Source organism: Aeromonas sp. MR19 (assembly GCF_963899305.1).
Lineage (GTDB): Bacteria > Pseudomonadota > Gammaproteobacteria > Enterobacterales > Aeromonadaceae > Aeromonas > Aeromonas bestiarum.
Window position 1 is genome coordinate 159,203 of sequence record NZ_CAWQWZ010000032.1, and the last position, 19,491, is coordinate 178,693.

At 59.1% G+C, this 19,491-nt stretch carries 21 protein-coding genes; 15 read left to right on the forward strand and 6 right to left on the reverse strand.

The window, feature by feature from the left end; genetic code table 11:
• The first annotated feature begins 57 nt into the window (after positions 1 to 57).
• Entirely contained in the window at positions 58 to 963 is a 906-nt protein-coding gene (locus AACQ95_RS15155; RefSeq protein ID WP_241278942.1) for a Dyp-type peroxidase, read from the forward strand.
• Between the two features lie 88 nt (positions 964 to 1,051).
• Here the strand turns inward: AACQ95_RS15155 and argR are convergent, their stop codons facing one another.
• Positions 1,052 to 1,522: a transcriptional regulator ArgR gene (gene argR, locus AACQ95_RS15160; RefSeq protein WP_005308670.1), complete on the reverse strand. Its 471-nt coding sequence runs from the start codon at positions 1,520 to 1,522 to the stop codon at positions 1,052 to 1,054.
• A 201-nt stretch (positions 1,523 to 1,723) separates the two neighbouring features.
• Here argR and AACQ95_RS15165 point away from each other — a divergent pair, with 201 nt between their 5' ends.
• The 6 genes from AACQ95_RS15165 (at position 1,724) to AACQ95_RS15190 (ending at position 6,937) form a co-directional block, all read left to right on the forward strand.
• A complete protein-coding gene (locus AACQ95_RS15165; RefSeq protein WP_241278943.1) occupies positions 1,724 to 2,464 on the forward strand; it encodes an ATP-binding cassette domain-containing protein in 741 nt (246 codons plus the stop codon).
• Between the two features lie 25 nt (positions 2,465 to 2,489).
• On the forward strand, positions 2,490 to 3,227 hold the full coding sequence (locus AACQ95_RS15170; RefSeq protein ID WP_043140605.1) for a transporter substrate-binding domain-containing protein: 738 nt from the start codon (positions 2,490 to 2,492) through the stop codon (positions 3,225 to 3,227).
• 3 nt (positions 3,228 to 3,230) lie between these two features.
• A complete protein-coding gene (gene artQ, locus AACQ95_RS15175; RefSeq protein WP_043140609.1) occupies positions 3,231 to 3,881 on the forward strand; it encodes an arginine ABC transporter permease ArtQ in 651 nt (216 codons plus the stop codon).
• Positions 3,882 to 3,987: 106 nt separating this feature from the next.
• Entirely contained in the window at positions 3,988 to 4,650 is a 663-nt protein-coding gene (gene artM, locus AACQ95_RS15180; RefSeq protein ID WP_043140611.1) for an arginine ABC transporter permease ArtM, read from the forward strand.
• Between the two features lie 221 nt (positions 4,651 to 4,871).
• Positions 4,872 to 5,807: a malate dehydrogenase gene (gene mdh / locus AACQ95_RS15185; protein WP_043140614.1), complete on the forward strand. Its 936-nt coding sequence runs from the start codon at positions 4,872 to 4,874 to the stop codon at positions 5,805 to 5,807.
• Positions 5,808 to 6,337: 530 nt separating this feature from the next.
• On the forward strand, positions 6,338 to 6,937 hold the full coding sequence (locus tag AACQ95_RS15190; RefSeq protein WP_043140619.1) for a tetratricopeptide repeat protein: 600 nt from the start codon (positions 6,338 to 6,340) through the stop codon (positions 6,935 to 6,937).
• A 97-nt stretch (positions 6,938 to 7,034) separates the two neighbouring features.
• On the opposite strand, the gene hmpA is transcribed toward AACQ95_RS15190, so the two are convergent.
• The gene (gene hmpA / locus AACQ95_RS15195) at positions 7,035 to 8,228 is read right to left on the reverse strand and encodes an NO-inducible flavohemoprotein (protein ID WP_098980790.1); all 1,194 of its coding nucleotides are present in this window, start codon (positions 8,226 to 8,228) and stop codon (positions 7,035 to 7,037) included.
• Between the two features lie 111 nt (positions 8,229 to 8,339).
• Here hmpA and AACQ95_RS15200 point away from each other — a divergent pair, with 111 nt between their 5' ends.
• Entirely contained in the window at positions 8,340 to 8,807 is a 468-nt protein-coding gene (locus AACQ95_RS15200) for an Rrf2 family transcriptional regulator (protein ID WP_042869116.1), read from the forward strand.
• A gap of 31 nt (positions 8,808 to 8,838) precedes the next feature.
• Here AACQ95_RS15200 and AACQ95_RS15205 read toward each other — a convergent pair whose 3' ends face one another.
• Together AACQ95_RS15205 and AACQ95_RS15210 are read right to left on the reverse strand one after the other, a co-directional pair.
• Positions 8,839 to 10,119: an HlyC/CorC family transporter gene (locus AACQ95_RS15205; RefSeq protein WP_043140623.1), complete on the reverse strand. Its 1,281-nt coding sequence runs from the start codon at positions 10,117 to 10,119 to the stop codon at positions 8,839 to 8,841.
• Between the two features lie 43 nt (positions 10,120 to 10,162).
• Positions 10,163 to 10,954 carry a cytochrome C assembly family protein gene (locus AACQ95_RS15210; protein WP_065402074.1) on the reverse strand — a complete coding sequence of 264 codons (792 nt, stop codon included), beginning with the start codon at positions 10,952 to 10,954 and terminating at the stop codon, positions 10,163 to 10,165.
• 202 nt (positions 10,955 to 11,156) lie between these two features.
• On the opposite strand from AACQ95_RS15210, the gene ffh reads away from it, so the two are divergent.
• The 5 genes from ffh (at position 11,157) to rplS (ending at position 14,674) form a co-directional block, all read left to right on the forward strand.
• Complete coding sequence (gene ffh, locus AACQ95_RS15215) at positions 11,157 to 12,533, forward strand: signal recognition particle protein (RefSeq protein WP_042038808.1); 1,377 nt, start codon at positions 11,157 to 11,159, stop codon at positions 12,531 to 12,533.
• A 182-nt stretch (positions 12,534 to 12,715) separates the two neighbouring features.
• Positions 12,716 to 12,964 (forward strand): 30S ribosomal protein S16, encoded by a 249-nt coding sequence (rpsP, locus tag AACQ95_RS15220; protein WP_021141082.1) that lies wholly within the window; start codon positions 12,716 to 12,718, stop codon positions 12,962 to 12,964.
• A gap of 24 nt (positions 12,965 to 12,988) precedes the next feature.
• Positions 12,989 to 13,510 (forward strand): ribosome maturation factor RimM, encoded by a 522-nt coding sequence (rimM, locus tag AACQ95_RS15225; protein ID WP_043141859.1) that lies wholly within the window; start codon positions 12,989 to 12,991, stop codon positions 13,508 to 13,510.
• 34 nt (positions 13,511 to 13,544) lie between these two features.
• Positions 13,545 to 14,294 (forward strand): tRNA (guanosine(37)-N1)-methyltransferase TrmD, encoded by a 750-nt coding sequence (gene trmD, locus AACQ95_RS15230; RefSeq protein WP_042652118.1) that lies wholly within the window; start codon positions 13,545 to 13,547, stop codon positions 14,292 to 14,294.
• Between the two features lie 32 nt (positions 14,295 to 14,326).
• On the forward strand, positions 14,327 to 14,674 hold the full coding sequence (gene rplS / locus AACQ95_RS15235) for a 50S ribosomal protein L19 (RefSeq protein WP_005313505.1): 348 nt from the start codon (positions 14,327 to 14,329) through the stop codon (positions 14,672 to 14,674).
• 129 nt (positions 14,675 to 14,803) lie between these two features.
• Here the strand turns inward: rplS and AACQ95_RS15240 are convergent, their stop codons facing one another.
• Complete coding sequence (locus tag AACQ95_RS15240; protein WP_043141863.1) at positions 14,804 to 15,127, reverse strand: isoamylase early set domain-containing protein; 324 nt, start codon at positions 15,125 to 15,127, stop codon at positions 14,804 to 14,806.
• An 83-nt stretch (positions 15,128 to 15,210) separates the two neighbouring features.
• Positions 15,211 to 15,885, reverse strand: coding sequence for a DNA mismatch repair endonuclease MutH (gene mutH, locus AACQ95_RS15245; RefSeq protein ID WP_241278944.1), 675 nt, complete (start codon positions 15,883 to 15,885; stop codon positions 15,211 to 15,213).
• Positions 15,886 to 16,618: 733 nt separating this feature from the next.
• Between mutH and rppH the strand changes: the two genes are divergently transcribed.
• Complete coding sequence (gene rppH / locus AACQ95_RS15250; RefSeq protein ID WP_043141866.1) at positions 16,619 to 17,146, forward strand: RNA pyrophosphohydrolase; 528 nt, start codon at positions 16,619 to 16,621, stop codon at positions 17,144 to 17,146.
• 13 nt (positions 17,147 to 17,159) lie between these two features.
• A complete protein-coding gene (ptsP, locus tag AACQ95_RS15255; protein ID WP_241278945.1) occupies positions 17,160 to 19,439 on the forward strand; it encodes a phosphoenolpyruvate--protein phosphotransferase in 2,280 nt (759 codons plus the stop codon).
• The last annotated feature ends 52 nt before the right edge of the window (positions 19,440 to 19,491 follow it).

The window sequence follows — 19,491 nt, forward strand, 5'->3', positions numbered from 1 at the left end:
TTTATAATCGCGCAACGCAACGCCAACATAGCTAATGCCTGTTCAGGGGAGAGATATATGAAAGCCCAAGCCGGGATCTGTGCAGAGCCGAATCTGCACGCCCTCTATCTGATGTTCAATCGCACCGGTGACGGCGCCGAACTGGTGGCCCGTCTGGCCAGCTTGCCTGCCCTGTGGGAAGCAGTTGCCGCCGATTTCCCCGATGCCGGTTTCAGCGGTCTGGTCGCCGTCGGCGCCGATGCCTGGGATGGTCTCTACCCTGCCGCCCGTCCGCCCCAGTTCCGTGGTTTTATGGCTCAGGAAGCCAATGGTCATAAGGCGCCGAATACCCCGTTTGATCTCTTCGTGCAACTGCGCGCCGATCGGGTCGATGTGCTGCACCACGCCGGTCAGCGCGTGATGGCCCTGCTGGCGGGGCTGGTGGCGCTGGCGGAAGAGGTGCGCGGTTTCCGCAATCTGGATTGCCGGGACCTGACCGGCTTCGTCGACGGTACCGAAAACCCGCAGGATGAGCACAGGGCCGAAGTGGCGCTGCTCGAGGGAGGCGAATTTGCCGGTGGCTCCTATATCCACGTCCAGCGCTGGGTGCACGCCATGAGCGACTGGGAGAGGCTGGCCCTGAAAGAGCAGGAAGACATCATAGGTCGCACCAAGGCCGACAACATAGAGTATGAGTCGGCAGACAAGCCGCTGACCGCCCACATCAAGCGGGTCAACCTCAAGACCCCGAAAGGCGAGTCCATGGAGATACTGCGCCAGAGCATGCCCTGGGGCACAATGACAGAGCAGGGGCTCTACTTCATCTCCTGCTGCCGCACGCCGCAGCACTTCAACGCCATGCTGGCCAGCATGTACAAGGGGGAGGGCAGTCACTTCGACCAGCTGCTGCGCTTCACCAGCGCCGTGACCGGTGCCGCCTTCTTTGCGCCGTCCGAGGATTATCTGGTGTCGCAGGGTAAATAAGCGCGGTTGAGATAACCAACAAAAATCCCGGCCTTGGCCGGGATTTTTCGTTCAGGGGGCGTCACCAGAGCGGGACGGCCAAACCTGATTAAGGGGTCTGTTCGAACAGCTCGAGGGCGGAGAGGTAGAGCTCTTCGATGTCGGTGTCGCTGGTCGGGGTGATGAAGATGGTGTCATCACCGGCTATGGTGCCGAGGATCCCTTCGGCCTTGCCGAGGGAGTCGAGCAGGCGGGCGATGAGCTGGGCCGCACCCGGGCTGGTGTGGATCACCACCAGGGCGCCGTTGTGGTCGACGTCCAGTACCAGGTTCTTGAGCGGGCTGGAGGTGGTGGGCACGCCCAGTTCCACCGGCAGGCAGTAGACCATCTCCATCTTGGCATTGCGGGTGCGAACGGCGCCGAAGCGGCTCAGCATGCGCGATACCTTGGACTGGTTGATGTTTTCGAAGCCCATCTCTTGCAGGGCAGTCACTATCTCTGCCTGGGAGCCAAATCGTTCTTCTTTCAGCAAGGCTTTAAAGGCCTTGGCCAGTTTTTCTTGCTTGTCGTTATGCTTCATCTTGGACTCACGAATGAGGAGGTGTGGCTGCCTGTCACGCTCAGGCGGCAGATATGAACAGCGTGCCCATTTTGCATTCATGTGCCTATTTTTGCAAGGAAGCGGCGCTTGTTCTGCATATTGATTCAAAATTAGCTTGCATCCACCCATGTTGGGGCTAAAATCGGGACGAAATTTTGAAAACTTATTCAATTGGGCTGTATGGGTATTGAATTAATCGGTATCGAAAAATCCTGGCACAAGGTGCCGGTACTGCAAGATGTCAGCTTTCGGACTGCACCCGGTGAGACCTTGGTGCTGCTGGGCCCGAGCGGTGCCGGCAAGAGTTCGCTGCTGCGCATGATGAACCTGCTGGACACCCCGGATGCCGGTGTATTGCGCATAGGTGAAAGTGAATTTTCTTTCCCGTCCAGCCTCTCTGCCGCCGAATTCAACCGTCAGGCACAGGCGCTGCGCCGCAAGGTGGGCATGGTGTTCCAGCAGTACAATCTGTGGCCACATCTGACCGTGATGGAGAACCTGATCGAGGCCCCCGTCAAGCTGCTCGGCATGAGCAAGGCGGCGGCCATCGAGAAGGGCGCCTACCTGCTGACCCAGCTGCAACTGGCGGACAAGCGCGATGCCTGGCCTGCCCGGCTCTCCGGCGGCCAGCAGCAGCGGGTGGCCATCGCCCGTACCCTGATGATGGATCCCCAGGTGCTGCTGTTTGACGAGCCGACGGCGGCCCTCGATCCCGAGATCACCAAAGAGGTGGCGGAGATCATCCGCAATCTGGGCCAGACCGGCATCACCCAGGTGGTGGTGACCCACGAGGTGGAGTTCGCCCGCAAGGTGGCCAGTCAGGTGATCTATCTGGAGAAGGGACGGATCATCGAATCCGGCTCCGCCGCCGTTTTCACATCCCCGCAAACCAGCCGGTTTGCCGAGTTCTTGATGCATTGATATTCAAATCGATAAGGAAGCTGTCATGAAAAAGAGTCTGTTGCTGGTTGCTGCCATGGGCCTGTTGAGCACCTCTGTGCTGGCCAAGGAGATCAAGTTCGCCACCGAGGCCACTTATGCTCCGTTCGAATACCTGGATGACAAGAACGAGTTCCAGGGCTTCGACATCGATCTGGCCCGTGCCATCTGCACCCAGGCCAAGCTGGAGTGCAGCTTCCACAACCAGGCCTTCGACAGCCTGATCCCCAGCCTCAAGTTCCGTCGCTATGACGCCGCCATCGCGGCCATGGACGTGACCCCGGAACGGGCCGCCCAGGTCGACTTCTCCGACATCTATTACGAGAACTCCGCCGTGTTCGTGGCCAAGAAAGGGGCCTTCAAGGGGCCGGAAGAGCTGGTGGACAAGACGGTCGGCGTGCAGAACGGCACCTCCCACCAGTCCTATCTGGTGGACAACTGGATCAGCAAGGGCCTGCTGACCGTGCCCTACGCCAGTTACCAGAGTGCTTTCCTCGACATGATGAACGGTCGTACCGACGGCGTGTTTGCCGATACCGCAGTCGCCGCCGACTGGCTCAAGCAGCACAAGGAATATGCCGTGATCGGCACCCCTGTGACCGACGCCAAGTATTTCGGTACCGGCTTTGGCATCGCCGTGGCCAAGGGCAATCAGGAGCTGCTGACTCAGCTGAACAAGGGGCTGGCCGAGATCAAGGCCAACGGCACCTATCAGAAAATCTTCGACAAATACTTCGCGCACTAAGCCATGTTGAGCCTGTTGTTGGATGCAGCCTGGATGACCCTGGGGCTGGCCTTGGCATCACTGGTCGGGGGCATGGTGCTGGCGCTGGCGTTCAGCGCCGCCGAACTGAGCAAGCAGCGCGCGCTGGTGTGGCCGGTGGCCACACTCACCACGCTCATTCGTGGCCTGCCCGAGTTGCTGGTGGTGCTGTTCATCTACTTCGGCTCGACCCAGGTGCTGTTCCTCATCACTGGCGAGTATGTGGAGTTCAGCCCGTTCGCCTGCGGCGTGCTGGCGCTCTCCCTGCTGTTTGCCAGCTATGCCACCCAGACCCTGCGGGCCGCGCTCAATGCGGTGCCCGCCGGGCAGAGGCTGGCGGCGCTGGCGCTCGGTCTCGGCAAGGGACACATCTTCTTTCGCATCGTGCTGCCCCAGGCCTGGCGTCATGCCCTGCCGGGGCTCGGCAACCAGTGGCTGGTGCTGCTCAAGGACACGGCGCTGGTCTCCCTCATAGGGGTGAACGAGATGATGCGTCAGGCCCAGATGGCCTCGGCCAGCACCTATGAACCCTTTACCTGGTATGCCGCCGCGGCCCTCATCTATCTGGCCATCAGTCTGGTGAGCGAGTTCGGGCTCAAGCAGGCAGCCCGCTATACCCGTCGCTACGGAGGTTAAGGACAATGAAGAACTATCTCATGACCTCGTTGGTGAACTTGGTGAGCGAGTTTGGCCTCAATCTCACACTGGCGGCCCGTTACACCCGTCGTTATGGAGGCTGATCATGCAGGACTATCTTATGACGCTGCTGGGTGGTCTGGCGATCACCCTTCAACTGACGGCACTGAGCTTGCTGCTCGGCGTGCTGCTGGCCGCCGCCATGACCTGGGTGCTGGAACGACGGATTCCGGTGGCGACCCAGCTGGTACAGCTGTGGGTGCTGATCTTCACCGGCACGCCGCTGCTCATCCAGATCTTCCTCATCTACTACGGGCCAGGCCAGTTCGAGTGGCTCAAGTCCGGGCCGCTCTGGCCGCTGCTCAAGCAGCCCTGGTTCTGCGCCGTGCTGGCCCTTGGCTTCAACACGGCGGCTTACTCCACCCGGTTGTTCAAGGGGGCGCTGGATGCCATCCCCTCCGGCGAGGTGGAGGCGTGCCGTGCACTCGGCTTCTCGGCCGGGCAGACCCTGTGGATGAAGGTGCGCCACGCCGCACGGCGGCTGGTACCCGCCTATTCCAACGAGGTGATCCTGGTGCTCAAGGGGAGTTCGCTCGCCAGCACCATCACCATCATGGATGTGATGGGTCTGGCCCAGCGCCTCAACGCCCAGACTTATGACACTCTGGCGGTGTTCACCGTGGCCGGTGGCCTCTATCTGACCATGAACGGATTGTTAACAATTGGGTTTCGCTGGTGTGAACGGCGAGCCCTGGCATTCCAGGCCTGAGCTCGGTAGATCTACCTATTTATGGTAAGGGGAAGTGCAGGAAATCTGTGCTTCCCCTCTGATTTTCTGCATTTCCCCCCATTTTTATTCGCCGCCTGTTTCTTGGCTCACAGAACCCGTGATTGCAACTGTTATCAGATTGTTTTTTAGGGGGGGATCCATTAAGGTTGGGCCCACAACAAGAAACAACCTTAAACCTACGCTTAAACATGGAGTTGATCATGAAAGTTGCCGTTCTGGGTGCCGCCGGTGGCATAGGCCAAGCCCTCGCTCTGCTGTTGAAAAATCGCCTTCCTGCTGGTTCCGAACTGAGCCTGTATGACATAGCCCCGGTTACTCCGGGTGTGGCGGTCGATCTGAGCCATATCCCGACTGACGTGAAAGTAAAAGGTTTCTGCGGTGAAGATCCGAGCCCGGCTCTGGTCGGCGCCGATGTGGTGCTGATCTCCGCCGGTGTGGCACGCAAGCCCGGCATGGATCGTTCCGATCTGTTCAATATCAACGCCGGTATCGTCAAGAATCTGGTGGAAAAATGTGCCGCTACCTGCCCGAAAGCGCTGATCGGCATCATTACCAACCCGGTCAACACCACGGTCGCCATCGCCGCCGAAGTGTTGAAGAAAGCCGGTGTCTATGACAAGCGCCGCCTGTTCGGTGTCACCACCCTGGACGTGATCCGTGCCGAGACCTTCGTGGCCGAGGCCAAGGGTCTGAACGTCGACAAGGTGCGTGTCAACGTGATCGGTGGCCACAGTGGCGTGACCATTTTGCCGCTGCTGTCCCAGATCGAAGGCGCTTCCTTCACTGCTGAAGAAGTGGCTGCCATGACCAAGCGTATCCAGAACGCCGGTACCGAAGTGGTGGAAGCCAAGGCCGGTGGCGGATCTGCCACCCTCTCCATGGGCCAGGCGGCCTGCCGTTTCGGTCTGTCGCTGATCAAGGGTCTGCAGGGCGAAGCCAACGTCATCGAGTGCGCCTATGTGGAAGGCGACGGCAAACATGCGACCTTCTTCGCGCAACCCATACTGCTGGGCAAGAACGGCGTCGAAACCGTACTGGACTACGGCAAGCTGAGTGCCTTCGAGCAAGCGGCTATGGATGGCATGCTGGCCACCCTGAAAGCCGATATTCAGCTGGGTGTCGACTTCGTCAAGTAAGCCGTATGGCTGGCAAACAAGGGGAGCTTAGGCTCCCCTTTGTCATGGGTGACAGATGCAGATGGCGACGGGCTAAGGGGATGGGGCCGGCTGCCGATAACAGAGAGCAGCAGGAGAACCTTATGATGAAACCATTTACCCTTGTCGGCCTTGTCTGTTTGCTGACCACCCAGGTACAGGGCGCTGAGCCTCAGGCATCCGCCGCCACCCCCACAGCGAGCAGTGCGGTTTCCGCTGCCGAGCAGGCGATGGCATCCCAGAGCGCAGTGTCTGCCGCCGAGTCGCCAGCGGTTGCAGTCCAGAGCGCAGTGTCTGCCGCCGAGTCGCCAGCGGTTGCAGTCCAGAGCGCTGAGTCTGCCGCCGCTCCCCAGCCTGCCGGATCCGGCGCTGTTCCCGCTGCCGCACCCTTGCCTGTGGCGTCCGAGTCGACACCCGCAGCTGAGCCCGCTCCCGTCGCGACGGGATCTGCGCCCGCGACCCCATCCCCCGCCGCCACAGCGGAGAGCGGACTCTCTCCGACCAGCCGGCCCATGACCAGCACGCCATCGGGTGGCGGCGGTCTGGGTATCGACAGCAGCAATTTGCAGGCGGTCCCCCTCTATCGCCAGGACGAGCTGCTCAACTGGATTGAACAGGGTCGTCACTTGCAGCAGGTGAAGCAGGACAGGTGCCAGCTCACTCAGGACATAGAGGTGCGGGCCGAGGTGATGAAGGTGCCGGCCTATCAGTTCCTGTGGGGCGACATGCTGGCCTGGGGGGTCTGCATCAAGCCCGATGCCGAGCTCGGGGTCAAATTCATGTGGGAGGCTGCCAATCAGGGGCTGGCGCCGGCGCTGGAACAGCTGGGCCGCTACTACTGGAAGGGCACTCTGGTGCAGAAGGATCTGGTCAAGGCCGAGACCCTGATGCGTGAAGCCGCCAGTCTGGGGTTTCAACGGGCACAGGTCGAGTGGGTCGAGATGCTGCTGCAGGGGATGGGCAGCCCGCTGGATTATGAAGAGGCCTACCACTGGCTGCACAGCACTGTGATCGGTGACAAGGCGCTGCATCAGAAGGCGACCAGCCTGCTGAGCCGCCTGGCCAACCGCATGCCGGCCAATGCCATCGCCCGTGCCAAGGCGATGCACTGAATAAAAAATGACCCACAGATCTGCATCTGTGGGTCCGGATCCGGCCGCCGTGCCATGACAGGCTGGATCCTCCTTGCTTTATAGGGGGCAGCCTCGTTTAAAGATCCTGATGGGGACCAAAAACTTCGTAGTGCAGCTGATCGGCCGGTATGCCCGCCGCGCTCAACTGCGCCTTGATCGCCTGCATGAAGCCAAGCGGACCGCAGAAGTAGTAGTGGGCCTGCGGCGCCAGCAACTCGGCCACCTGGCTCAAGTCCATGGTGCCGTGGAAGTCGTAGTCCTTCCCTTGCTCATCCTGAGCCTCCGGCTCCCGATACCAGACCCGGCTCTGCAGCTGGTCGTGCTGCTCGTGCTTGTGCCGGATATCCTCCTTGAAGGCGTGCAGTGCACCCTGTTCACAGGCATGCAGCCAGCAGATGTCGGCCGCATGGCCCTTGGCCAGCAGCTGGTTGAGCATGCTCAGCATGGGGGTGAGGCCCACGCCGGCAGAGAGCAGTACCACGGGAGTGCTGGCATCGGCCTGCAGGAAGAAGTCGCCGGTCGGTGGCATCAGTTCCACCTGATCGCCAGCATGCAGATGGTCGTGCAGCAGGTTGGAGACCTGGCCCTGGGGCTCGCGCTTGACGCTGATGCGGTAATCGCGACCGTTCGGCGCATCGGAGAGGGAGTATTGGCGGATCTCCTGATATTCGAGCTCGGGGTGGGCCAGCTTGATGCTGAGGTACTGGCCCGGCTTGAAGTGCAGCACGGGTTTGCCATCGAGCGGCGCCAGTACGAAGGAGGTGATGAGCTCGCTCTCGACCCGTTTCTCCTTGATGATGAAGGGGCGGGGACCCTGCCAGCCACCGATCTCGCTCGCCTTCTCCTGATAGATCTCGCTCTCCCGGCCGATGAAGATGCTGGCCAGTACACCGTAAGCCTTGCCCCAGGCATCCAGCACCTCTTCGGTGACCGCACTTCCACCCAATTCTTTGAGCGTGGCCAAGAGATGACTACCTACAATGTGATATTGTTCCGGCTGGATCATGAAACCCGTGTGTTTGTGGGCGATGCGTTCCACCGCGCCGGCCAGGGCTCCCAGGTTGTCGATATTCCTGGCGTAAGCCGCCACCGCATTGAACAGCGCCAGCGGTTGACCGCCGCTGCGCTGGTGCGCCAGGTTGAAAATATCCTTCAGTTCCGGGTTGTGACTGAACATGCGCTGGTAGAAATGCTGGGTGAGGGCAGGCCCCGCCGATTCGAGCAAAGGGATGGTGCTTTTGATGACGGCGATGGTGGCTTGGTCTAACATAGGAGGTCCTTGCTAATTGAACATCTAAAATGTCACTTAATAAGCTGCATCCTAGATGTTTATTTGATCTGAATCAATAATCAATTTTCCGCGTTATGCGACACAGGCACTATGAGACTAACTAGCTATACCGATTTTGGATTGAGAGCCCTGCTCTATCTGGCGACCCTGCCACAGGGCGAACTGTCGAGCGTGGCCAAGGTCTCCGCCTTGTATGGCGTCTCCCGCAACCACATGGTCAAGGTGGTAAATCAACTGGTGAAGCTGGGCTATCTGCAATCCCAGCGCGGCAAGAATGGCGGGATCCGCATGGCCTGCGCGCCGGAGACAGTCAATATCGGCCAGGTGATCCGGGCGCTGGAGGGCAATCTGGACGGCATCGACTGCAACTCGCCCGCCTGCCACATAGTCTCTGTCTGCTTGCTGAAGAATGCCCTGAAGGAGGCGATGAACGCCTTTTTGGCGGTGATGGACAGCTACACGCTGCAAGACCTGCTGGCCAATCGCGAGGAGCTGCAGAAGGTGTTCGGCGACTTGATCCCGACCCTGGTGCTGGAGCCGGACGAGGAGAGCGAGTGAGATAAAAAAGGCTGCCATCGGCAGCCTTTTTTCAATCTTCGAATCCCGACTCGTTGCGGTATAAATCAGGCATGATCCGCGCCATCTTCACCATGTTGTTCTCCACTTCCAGGATCTCGATGGGATAGCCGGCCAGCCGCAGGCTGATGTTGGGCTGGGGGATCTCCTCCAGGTATTCCAGGATGACACCGTTCAGGGTTCTGGGCCCGTCGATGGGCAACCGCCAGCTCATCTCCTTGTTCAACTCGCGAATGCTGGCCGAGCCCTCCACCAGAAACGAGCCATCCGGCTGGGGGTGGATCTCGTCGCTGGGCGCCGGTGTCATGGAGGTGGTGAAGTCGCCCACTATCTCTTCCAGTATGTCATCCAGGGTGATCAACCCCTGAATATCCCCGTACTCATCCACTATGAGGCCGATCCGCTCCTTGTTGCGCTGGAATTTGGCCAGTTGCACGTTGAGCGGCGTGCCTTCCGGGATGAAGTAGATCTCGTCCACTTCCCGCAGCAGGCTCGACTTGTTGAACTGATCCCTGGCCATCAGCCGCAGCGCATCGCGCGCGTGCAGGAAGCCCACCACATCGTCGATGTTGTCGCGGTAGAGCAGGATCTTGGTGTGGGCACAGTGGGCCAGCTGACGCAGTATGGTCTTCCAGTCATCGTTGATGTCGATGGCGTAGATATCGCTGCGCGGCACCATGATGTGTTCCACCGTCATCTTGTCCAGATCCAGAATGCTGAGCAGCATCTCCTGATGGCGCTGGGGGATCAGGCTGCCCGCCTCGTTGACTATGGTGCGCAGCTCCTCGGTGTTGAGGGAGTCATCCTTGTTGGGATGGAGCCTGAGCAGCTTGAGCAGACCGCTGGTGATGCCGTTGATCAGCCAGACAAAGGGGTAGAGCGGCACCATCAGCCCCTTGAGGATCCAGGAGGCGGGATAGGCGATCTTCTCCGGGTACATGGCCGCCAGCGTCTTGGGAGTCACCTCGCCAAACACCAGCACTATCAGGGTCAGGCCGAAGGTGGCGATGGCCACCCCGAAGGCGCCAAACAGCCTGATGCAGACTATGGTGGCGATGGCCGAGGCGAGGATGTTGACCAGGTTGTTGCCGATCAGGATCAGCCCCAGCAGACGATCCGGGCGGGACAGCAGCTTCTCTACCCGACGGGCAGCCTTGTGCTTGGTTTGAGCCAGATGCCGCAGCTTGTAGCGGTTGAGCGACATCATGCCGGTTTCAGAACTTGAGAAAAAAGCAGACAAGAGGATCAAAATAACGAGAACAATCAATAATGTGCTCGTTGATATGCTGTCCAAGAAGGGCTCCTGTGGGGGCTGGATGAGTAAGGGGGGGTGAGTATCAGCTCAGCAGGACTTCTTTGACGAAGCGGCTGCCAAAGTAGGCCAGGGTCAGGATGAAGCTGCCGATCAGGCTCAGGGTGATGACCTTGCGACCGCGCCAGCCACGGGTGTGATGACCCCACAGCAGCAGCACGTAGACGCACCAGGCCAGGATCGAGAGGATCGCCTTGTGGGATTTGCCCTGGGCGAACATGTCTTCCAGGAAGAAGAGGCCGGAGGCGATGGAGAGGGTCAACAGGAACAGGCCCGCCGAAATGAGCTGGAACAGCCGTTTCTCCACCGTCATCAAGGGCGGCATGGCTGGCAGCTGGCTGATCTTGCGGGACTTCAGCTGTCTGTCCAGACAGGCGAGCTGCAGTGCGAACAGGCAGGCGATCATCAGCACCGAATAGGCCATCAGCGCGAGCCCTATGTGCAGCAGCAACTGGGGATGGGCCTCCAGATGGGTGATATAGCGACCCGGGATCAGGGCGCTGGCGGCCAGCAGCAGGGCGGAGAAACTGTAGACCACGGGCAGCAGGATCCAGCCGTTGAAGCGGCGGGTGACGCAGGTCATGAAGCAGCTGATGATGAGGCTGACCAGGGACGCGACGTTGAGCATGCTCAGATTCTGGCCTGAATGGGTCACCAGCACTTCGCCGGCCACGGCGGCGCCGTGCCCGATCAGGGCCAGTCCGATACAGGCAAACAGGGGAGCTTGCCCCACAGGTTTGGCACTGAGCAGCAGGTGCAGCGAGGCGATGATGGCCAGCAGATAGAACGCCAGGGCCAGAACAGAGATCACGATCATAACCAGGTCGTTGTTGAACAGGCAGTTGGGAATAGGAGAGGCAGTATACCTTGCACAAGATGTGCTCGCCAGTTGTGCTACCGCCGATCTGCCCATATATAGGGAGCAGGTCCCCATTGCTGCCGTGCGGTGAATAATCGTCCTCGCGTCCGCTCTGGGTTATAATGCCCCCAATTTATTACGCCAAGAACCGGAATCCGTCATGTTTGAGAATTTGACTGAACGACTCTCGCGCACCTTGCGCAATGTCAGTGGGCGCGGTCGCCTGACCGAAGAGAACATCAAGGATACCTTGCGCGAAGTGCGCATGGCGCTGCTCGAGGCGGACGTCGCCCTGCCGGTGGTGCGTGACTTCGTCGCTCGCGTCAAGGAGCGGGCGGTCGGCCAGGAAGTGGCCAAGTCCCTGAGTCCGGGCCAGGCCTTCATCAAGATAGTGCACGGTGAACTGGTCTCGGTGATGGGCGAGGCCAACGAGCAGCTCAACCTGGCCGCCCAGCCGCCGGCCATCATACTGATGGCGGGTCTGCAGGGTGCCGGTAAGACCACGACCGTAGGCAAACTGGCCAAGCTGCTCAAAGAGCGCAGCAAGAAGAAGGTGCTGGTGGTCAGTGCCGACGTCTATCGCCCCGCGGCGATCAAACAGCTGGAGACGCTGGCGAGCGACATAGGCGTCGATTTCTTCCCGAGCGATGCCAGCCAGAAACCGGTCGACATCGCCACAGCCGCCATCGATCAGGCGCGCAAGAAGTTCTATGACGTTGTGATAGTGGATACCGCCGGTCGTCTGCACGTCGACAGCGACATGATGGACGAGATCATCCATCTCCACGCCACCATCAAGCCGATCGAGACCCTGTTCGTGGTGGACGCCATGACGGGCCAGGATGCCGCCAACACCGCCAAGGCGTTCAACGAGGCGCTGCCGCTCACCGGCGTGATCCTCACCAAGGCGGACGGTGACGCTCGCGGTGGTGCCGCCCTTTCCGTGCGCCACATCACCGGCAAGCCGGTCAAGTTCATCGGTATGGGCGAGAAGACAGATGCGCTGGAGCCGTTCCATCCGGATCGTCTCGCCTCCCGCATCCTCGGCATGGGCGACGTGCTGTCGCTTATCGAGGAAGTGGAGCGCAATGTCGACAAGGAAAAAGCCGCCAAGCTGGCCAACAAGGTCAAGAGTGGCAAGGGCTTCGATCTGGAAGATTTCCGCGAACAGCTGGCCCAGATGCGCAACATGGGCGGCATGATGGGCATGCTCGACAAGCTGCCGGGCATGTCCGGTCTGCCGGACAACGTCAAGGATCAGATGGATGACAAGCTGACCGTGCGGATGGAGGCCATCATCAGCTCCATGACGCCCAGGGAGCGTGCCCATCCCGATCTCATCAAGGGATCTCGCAAGCGCCGTATCGCCGCCGGGTCCGGCATGCAGGTGCAGGACGTGAACAAGCTGCTCAAGCAGTTCACCGAGATGCAGCGCATGATGAAGAAGATGTCCGGCAAGGGCGGCATGCGCAAGATGATGGGGCAGATGAAGAACATGTTGCCGCCAGGATTCGGTGGCGGTCGCGGTCCCTTCTGATCCCGACCGTTTCAGCCAGGCCAGGGGCTCACCAGAGGTGGGCCCTTTTCATTGTGAGCCTTGTGCAAAAAATGGCTGGCTTGGTTGCAATTATTACGAATCCAAGTAGAATTACGCGGCTTATTTTAAGCTAGGGTCCGCGTGTTTGCGGGCCTTGTTCATTAGATGTTAATGAGGACGATATGGTAACCATTCGTTTACAACGTGGTGGCGCGAAAAAGCGTCCGTTTTACCAGGTAGTAGTTTCTGACAGCCGTTGCGCCCGTGACGGTCGCTTCATCGAGCGCGTTGGTTTCTTCAACCCGGTTGCTTCTGGTTCTGCCGAAAAGCTGAACCTGGACCTGGCTCGTATCGAGCATTGGGTTGCTACTGGTGCCGCTGTTTCTGACCGCGTTGCCAAGCTGATCAAAGACGCTGCCAAAGCTGCTTAATCAGCCAAACGGTAAGGAGTTAAGGTGGAAAAACCTATAGTTCTGGGCACCCTGGGTACCGTTTATGGCATCAAGGGCTGGCTTAAAGTGAACTCCTTCACCGATGTTGCCGAAGCGATTTTCGATTACAACCCCTGGCTGATCAATCAGAACGGGGCGTGGCGTGAACTCAAGGTTTCGGCCTGGAAGCGTCACAACAAGGGTCTGATTTGCAAGATCGATGGTATCGATCTGCGTGAAGATGCCCTGGCATTGACCAATGTCGAGATTGGCGTTCCCGCCGATCTGTTGCCTGCGTTGCCTGAAGGTGAGTTCTACTGGCGTGACCTGATTGGTTGCTCGGTATCGACCACCAAGGGATACGACCTGGGCAAGGTGACCGAATTGATGGAAACCGGCTCCAACGATGTGTTGGTGGTTGAGGCCAATGTAAAAGATGCCTTTGGTGCAAAGGAGCGGTTGATTCCGTTCCTGGAAGAGCAGGTGATCAAGCATATTGATCTGACTGCTCGAACAATCGAAGTTGATTGGGATCCTGGTTTCTAGTTTCCCGCGGTAACACGAGTGCCGGAGGTTTCTTATGTGGATTGGGGTGATTAGCCTCTTCCCGGAAATGTTCCGAGCCATTACCGAGCACGGGGTAACGGGTCGGGCCGTCAAGAGTGGCCTGCTGCAGATTGAGTGCTGGAACCCCCGGGACTTTACCCACGACAAACACCGTACGGTCGACGATCGTCCTTATGGTGGTGGGCCCGGCATGTTGATGATGGTTCAGCCGCTGCGTGACGCGATTCATGCAGCCAAGCAAGCGGCGGGAGACGGGGCGAAAGTCATCTATCTCTCTCCTCAGGGACGCAAGCTGACTCAAGCTGGCGTAACCGAGTTGGCGACGAGTCAGAAACTGATTCTGGTAGCCGGTCGATACGAAGGTATCGATGAACGCGTGATACAAACCGAAGTCGACGAAGAGTGGTCTATCGGGGATTACGTGTTAAGTGGTGGCGAGTTGCCTGCCATGACCCTGATCGATGCGGTTTCGCGTCTGGTCCCAGGGGTTTTGGGTGATCAGGCCAGTGCCGAGCAGGACTCCTTCACGGATGGCTTGCTGGATCATCCCCACTACACTCGGCCGGAGTTGTTGGATGGATTGGCGGTGCCAGAGGCGCTGACAAGCGGCAATCACGAAGTGATTCGACGCTGGCGTCTCAAACAGTCGCTCGGACGAACCTGGCAAAGAAGGCCGGAACTTATTAACAACCTAGCTCTGACTGACGAGCAAGAATCACTTCTTGCCGAGTATGTCCGCGAAGTGCGTGACAGCGTTAAGTAGAGTTTTCAGTTTATCCTAGGTAAGGAAAGACAATGAGCAAGATTATTCAGCAGCTTGAACAAGAGCAACTGCGTACCGACATCCCGGCATTTGCCCAGGGCGACACCGTACGTGTTCAAGTTCGTGTTAAAGAAGGTGGTAAAGAGCGTCTGCAGGCTTTCGAAGGCATTGTTATTGCCAAGCGTAACCGCGGTCTGCACTCTGCTTTCACCGTTCGCAAGATCTCCAACGGCGAAGGTGTTGAGCGTGTATTCCAGACTCACTCTCCGCTGATCCACAGTGTAGAACTGAAGCGTCGTGGTGATGTTCGCCGCGCCAAACTGTACTACCTGCGCAACCTGTCCGGCAAAGCTGCTCGTATCAAAGAGAAGCTCAACTAATTCGATTCGAATTGGTGTCGGTATGTCGGCGAAAAGCTCGACAGGTAGTGAAAAGGCTCGCCAATGGCGAGCCTTTTTTGTGTCTGCAATTCGGATGCCGGCCAGACGCGCCAGTGTTCTGCTCGTCGCCTACTGACTGACCCGCACCACTGAGTTGTCACGTCCGAAGGGGCCGGGCACATAGTCGTCCGCCTCCCAGTCGTTGTCATAGTGAGTCTCCCCGTTCGGTTGCACCAGCTGGTAGCAGTATTCGAAATGGCTGGGGCCATCGGTGGGCAGGTTGAGGGTGGTTCTGAACTCCCCGCTCTTCATCCGTTTGAGCTCTATGGGTTGCCACTGGCTGAATTCCCCCAGCAGCAGTACCTGTTCAGCCTCACCTGCGGCCACTTTTTCCACTGCGAAGGTCACCTTGACCTCGGGACGGGACTTGAGGAATTGCTTGTTGATCGGCATGACGCCTCCTTGTCATTGATTGCGAAGAAATGGTTTCTGGCTATTTTTATATCACTTTATGACAAGGATGTTTATAACGGAGATCAAAGGGGCAGGGCAAAGTGGCGTTGCAGCAGGCCGTGGGTGAAACCTGTCTTGAGGTAAAAGCCCCGTGGCAGGGTCAGGATCGGCTGGCCATTGCGACCGATGGCACGGGTCAGCGCCTGGTTGTTGGCGGCCTTGGGACGCAGTTGCATCACCTGGCCGTGGCGAGCGCTGATCTGCTCCACCTCGCCCAGCACTATCATGTCCATCAGCTCCTCCCAGTCCTGGCGCAGCAGCCGATCCTCCTCCTCACTCGGACTCCACATCAGCGGCATGCCGATCCGGCGCTCGCCTATGGGAATGTCGCGGCTGCCCTCCACCGGGATCCAGAGCACCCGGGAGAGCTTGTTGCGCACGTTCGACTGCTCCCAGCGCTGGCCGCTGACGCCGATCAGCGGTGCCACGCAGACGAAGGTGGTCTCCAGCGGTTTGCCCTGAGGATCTATGGGGATCGTCTTGAGCTCTATGCCGAGTTCGGGAAAGTCCTGCTCCGGCTTGCTGCCGGCGCTGGCGCCCAGTTGCCATTCGATCAGCTGGCCGACCCAGCCCTTGTCCCGCCTCAGATCCCGCGGGACGGCGAGGCCGGCATCGGCCGCCAGCTGTGCCAGCGTGAAGCCCGCCATGGCATGGGCTCGGCTCAATAACTCCTGCTCGGACTGGGGCTGGGTAGGCATGAATGACTCCTGCAAAGGGGGATTATTCTAGCAAGTCTGATCCCTGGTGAGGATCGCTGTTTTTATAACCGATCCTGCCGAGGGGTTGCACAGGGGGGGCGGTTTTGTGTGTAAGCACTTATCATAATGATTTTTAACGGATTTGTCTTTGTTGCGCCGATCTTTTCCACGCAGGATCCCGACTTGAAATAGTTGTCCAAGGGTTTGCTCATGCTGTTGCACACAGTTATCCACAGAAATCTTGGATAACTGGCTCAAAGTGGTGATAGTCGGGGTGTTGTTACAAAAAAATGTGAAACTGCACCGATTTTTGCTGTGATGACAGGGCAGATAGTGTGCCACTCCTGTGGATAAATTAGCCGTGGTGGATCTTTGAGCAGCCGAACTTGTTCACAATCGGGATCCCGGATCTCCGGCCGGGAAAGACATGGATCTTGATCCAGCACTCTGCATTTAACGCTATGTATTTAAATACATATTTAGTTTTTATTGCCATGCTGTATGCTGATGCCCGGGGTAGAGCAGATAAATAAAACTACTGTATATACCCGCTTGCTCACAGGCTTATGCACAGTCTGGGTGGGCAACTTGCGGGGCTTGATCCTCGGGTTTGTTTATAAGTCGGCTTGAAATTGAAAGTTATTCATGAGTGGGGGATTGCAGTCCTTGTTTGCTGCCACGGGGTGAATGTGGAACAATCTCCTTATAGATTCAGCCTTTATAAGGTGATCACGTGATAGATGGCGACGGGTTTCGTCCCAATGTCGGAATCGTGATCTGTAACCGTGACGGGCAAGTATTGTGGGCTAAGCGCTATGGGCAGCACTCCTGGCAGTTTCCGCAGGGGGGGGTTGATGACGGTGAGACGCCTGAGCAGGCCATGTATCGTGAGCTGTATGAGGAGATAGGCCTCAAGCCCGAGGATGTGACCATCATGGCCACCAGTCGCAACTGGCTGAAGTACCGCTTGCCAAAACGCCTTGTTCGTTGGGACAGTTCACCGGTCTGTATTGGCCAAAAACAAAAATGGTTCTTGCTACAGCTGGATCCGGGCAGGGAGTCCAGGATCCAGTTCGGCTGTCATGGTCACCCCGAGTTTGATGATTGGCGTTGGGTCAGCTTCTGGTATCCGGTACGCCAGGTTGTCTCCTTCAAACGAGAAGTCTATCGACGGGTGATGAAGGAGTTTGCTCCGCTGGCGATGCCAGTGCCTGTGGTGCAAGTTAATCGGAAAGATGGGCGGCGCAACCGCTCTCGCTAAGGAGCACACCTAGTTGCTGACGGAACTCAGACGCATCGTCGAAAGCATGGCCGAAGCCAACACCCTGGAGCTGGCCCTGCAGGCATTGGTCAGCCAGACCCGGCTGGCCATGATGGTGGACTGTTGTTCCGTCTATGTTTCTGAACCTGACATGCGCCGCTACCGGCTTGCCGCGACCGATGGTCTGGCCGAGTCGGCGGTGGGCAAGGCGACCCTGCCATTCGAGCAGGGCATAGTCGGTCTGGTGGGTCAGCGCGAAGAGCTGATCAACCTGGCCGATGCCCCCTCCCATCCCAGTTTCAAATTCCTGCCCGATGTGGCCGAAGAGGCGTTTCGCTCCTTCCTCGGCGCTCCCATCATGCATCAGCGCCAGGTGGTGGGCATTCTGGTGGTGCAGCAGAAGGACAGTCGCCTCTTCGATGAGGGGGAGGAGTCCTTCATGGTCACGCTGGCGGCCCAGCTGGCGGCCCGCATCGCCCAGGCGCAGGCCAAGGGCTGGTTGCAGAAGACCGACTGGAGCAAGCCGCTGCGCGGCATCGCCGGGGCCAGCGGCATTGCCATGGCCAAGGCCTGGGTGTGGCGGCCCCGCAAGGAGCTCAGCTCCATCACACCGCGCAAGGACGAGGAGCACGCCAAGCAGCTGGAGCGGCTGAATGTGGCGGTGGAAGAGGTACGCCACGATCTGGAGAGTCTGGCGCTGCGGTTTCGCGAGAGCTACAGCCAGGATTCGGTCGCCATCTTCGACATCTATCTGCATCTGCTGAACGATCCCGGTTACATCAAGCCCATCCGCAACAAGGTGAGCAAGGAGCACTGGACGGCCGTGTCGGCGGTCAAGCTCATCAGCGACCGGCTGATCGAGCAGTTCAAGGGGATGAAGGATCCCTACCTGCAGGAGCGCTCCACCGATGTGAAGGACATAGCCCAGCGGCTCATCAGCCGGCTGGTGCAGAATGAACCGGAGCACATCACGGTCGGCGAGCCCGTGGTGCTGGTCGCCGACGAGGTGACGGCCACCATACTCGCCGAGGTGCCGCGGGAATTCCTGACCGGGGTTGTCTCCCTCAAGGGGGGCACCAACTCCCACGCCGCCATTTTGGCCCGTGCCATGGGGGTGGCGGCCATCATGGGGGTGGATCTGCCACTCGGCGACATAGGTGGTCGCATGCTGGTCGTCGACGGCTACAGCGGCGATCTCTTCATCGAGCCCAATCAGGTGATCCTGACCGAGTATCGGCAACTGCTCAACGAGGAGCGGGCGCTCGATACCCTGGTGCGCAGCGTCGACAACCAGCCATCGGAAACCGCCGACGGCACTCCTGTCTCCTTGCTGCTCAACGCGGGCCTGAGCGCCGACACCGAGATCTCCCTCAATCATCTGGCGGACGGGGTCGGGCTCTATCGCACCGAGATCCCCTTCATGCTGCAGGACAGCTTCCCCTCAGAGTGGGAGCAGACGGCGCGCTATCGCGGCATCCTGGAAACCTATCGCAATCGTCCTGTCTGCATGCGCACGCTGGACGTGGGGGGCGACAAGCAGCTGCCCTATTTCCCCATCGTCGAGGAAAATCCCTTCCTTGGCTGGCGGGGGATCCGGCTCACCCTGGATCACCCCGAACTGTTCCTGGTCCAGCTCAAGGCCATGCTGCGGGCCAGCGAGGGGCTGGACAACCTGGCCATCATGCTGCCGATGATCAGCAGCGTCAGCGAAATCAGGGCCTCCCGCCGGCTGCTGGACCAGGCCTGGCGAGAGGTGTCGGAAGAGGCGGCCAGCCGCGATGCGGTGATCCGCTACCCCAGCCTGGGAGTGATGATAGAGGTGCCGTCCGCTCTCTATATACTGCCCGAGATGGCGCCGCTCATCGACTTCTGGTCGGTGGGCAGCAATGACCTGACGCAATACCTGCTGGCGGTGGATCGCAACAATGCCCGCGTCGCCAACATCTACGATGCCTTCCATCCCGCGGTGATCCGCGCCCTGCAACTGCTGGTCGATGCCTCCCATCGCTACCAGAAACCTGTCTCCGTGTGCGGCGAGCTGGCCGGTGATCCGGTCGGCGTGCTCTTGCTGCTGGCCATGGGCTATCGGCGCTTCAGCATGAACACCCACAACATTGCCAGGATCAAATACGTGCTGCGTCAATCCACCCTGAGCGAGCTGACCGCGCTGATGGCCGACGGCCTCAAGCACGACAATCCTCACGTGCTGCGCGGCCTGTTCGCCCGTTACCTGGAAGAGCACGGTCTGGGCGGTTTGCTGCGGGCCGGTCACAAAACGAAACAGACTGATTGATAATCATGCCTTGTCCCTGCTGACGAATGATCGGAAAATGCGGCTTTTCTTA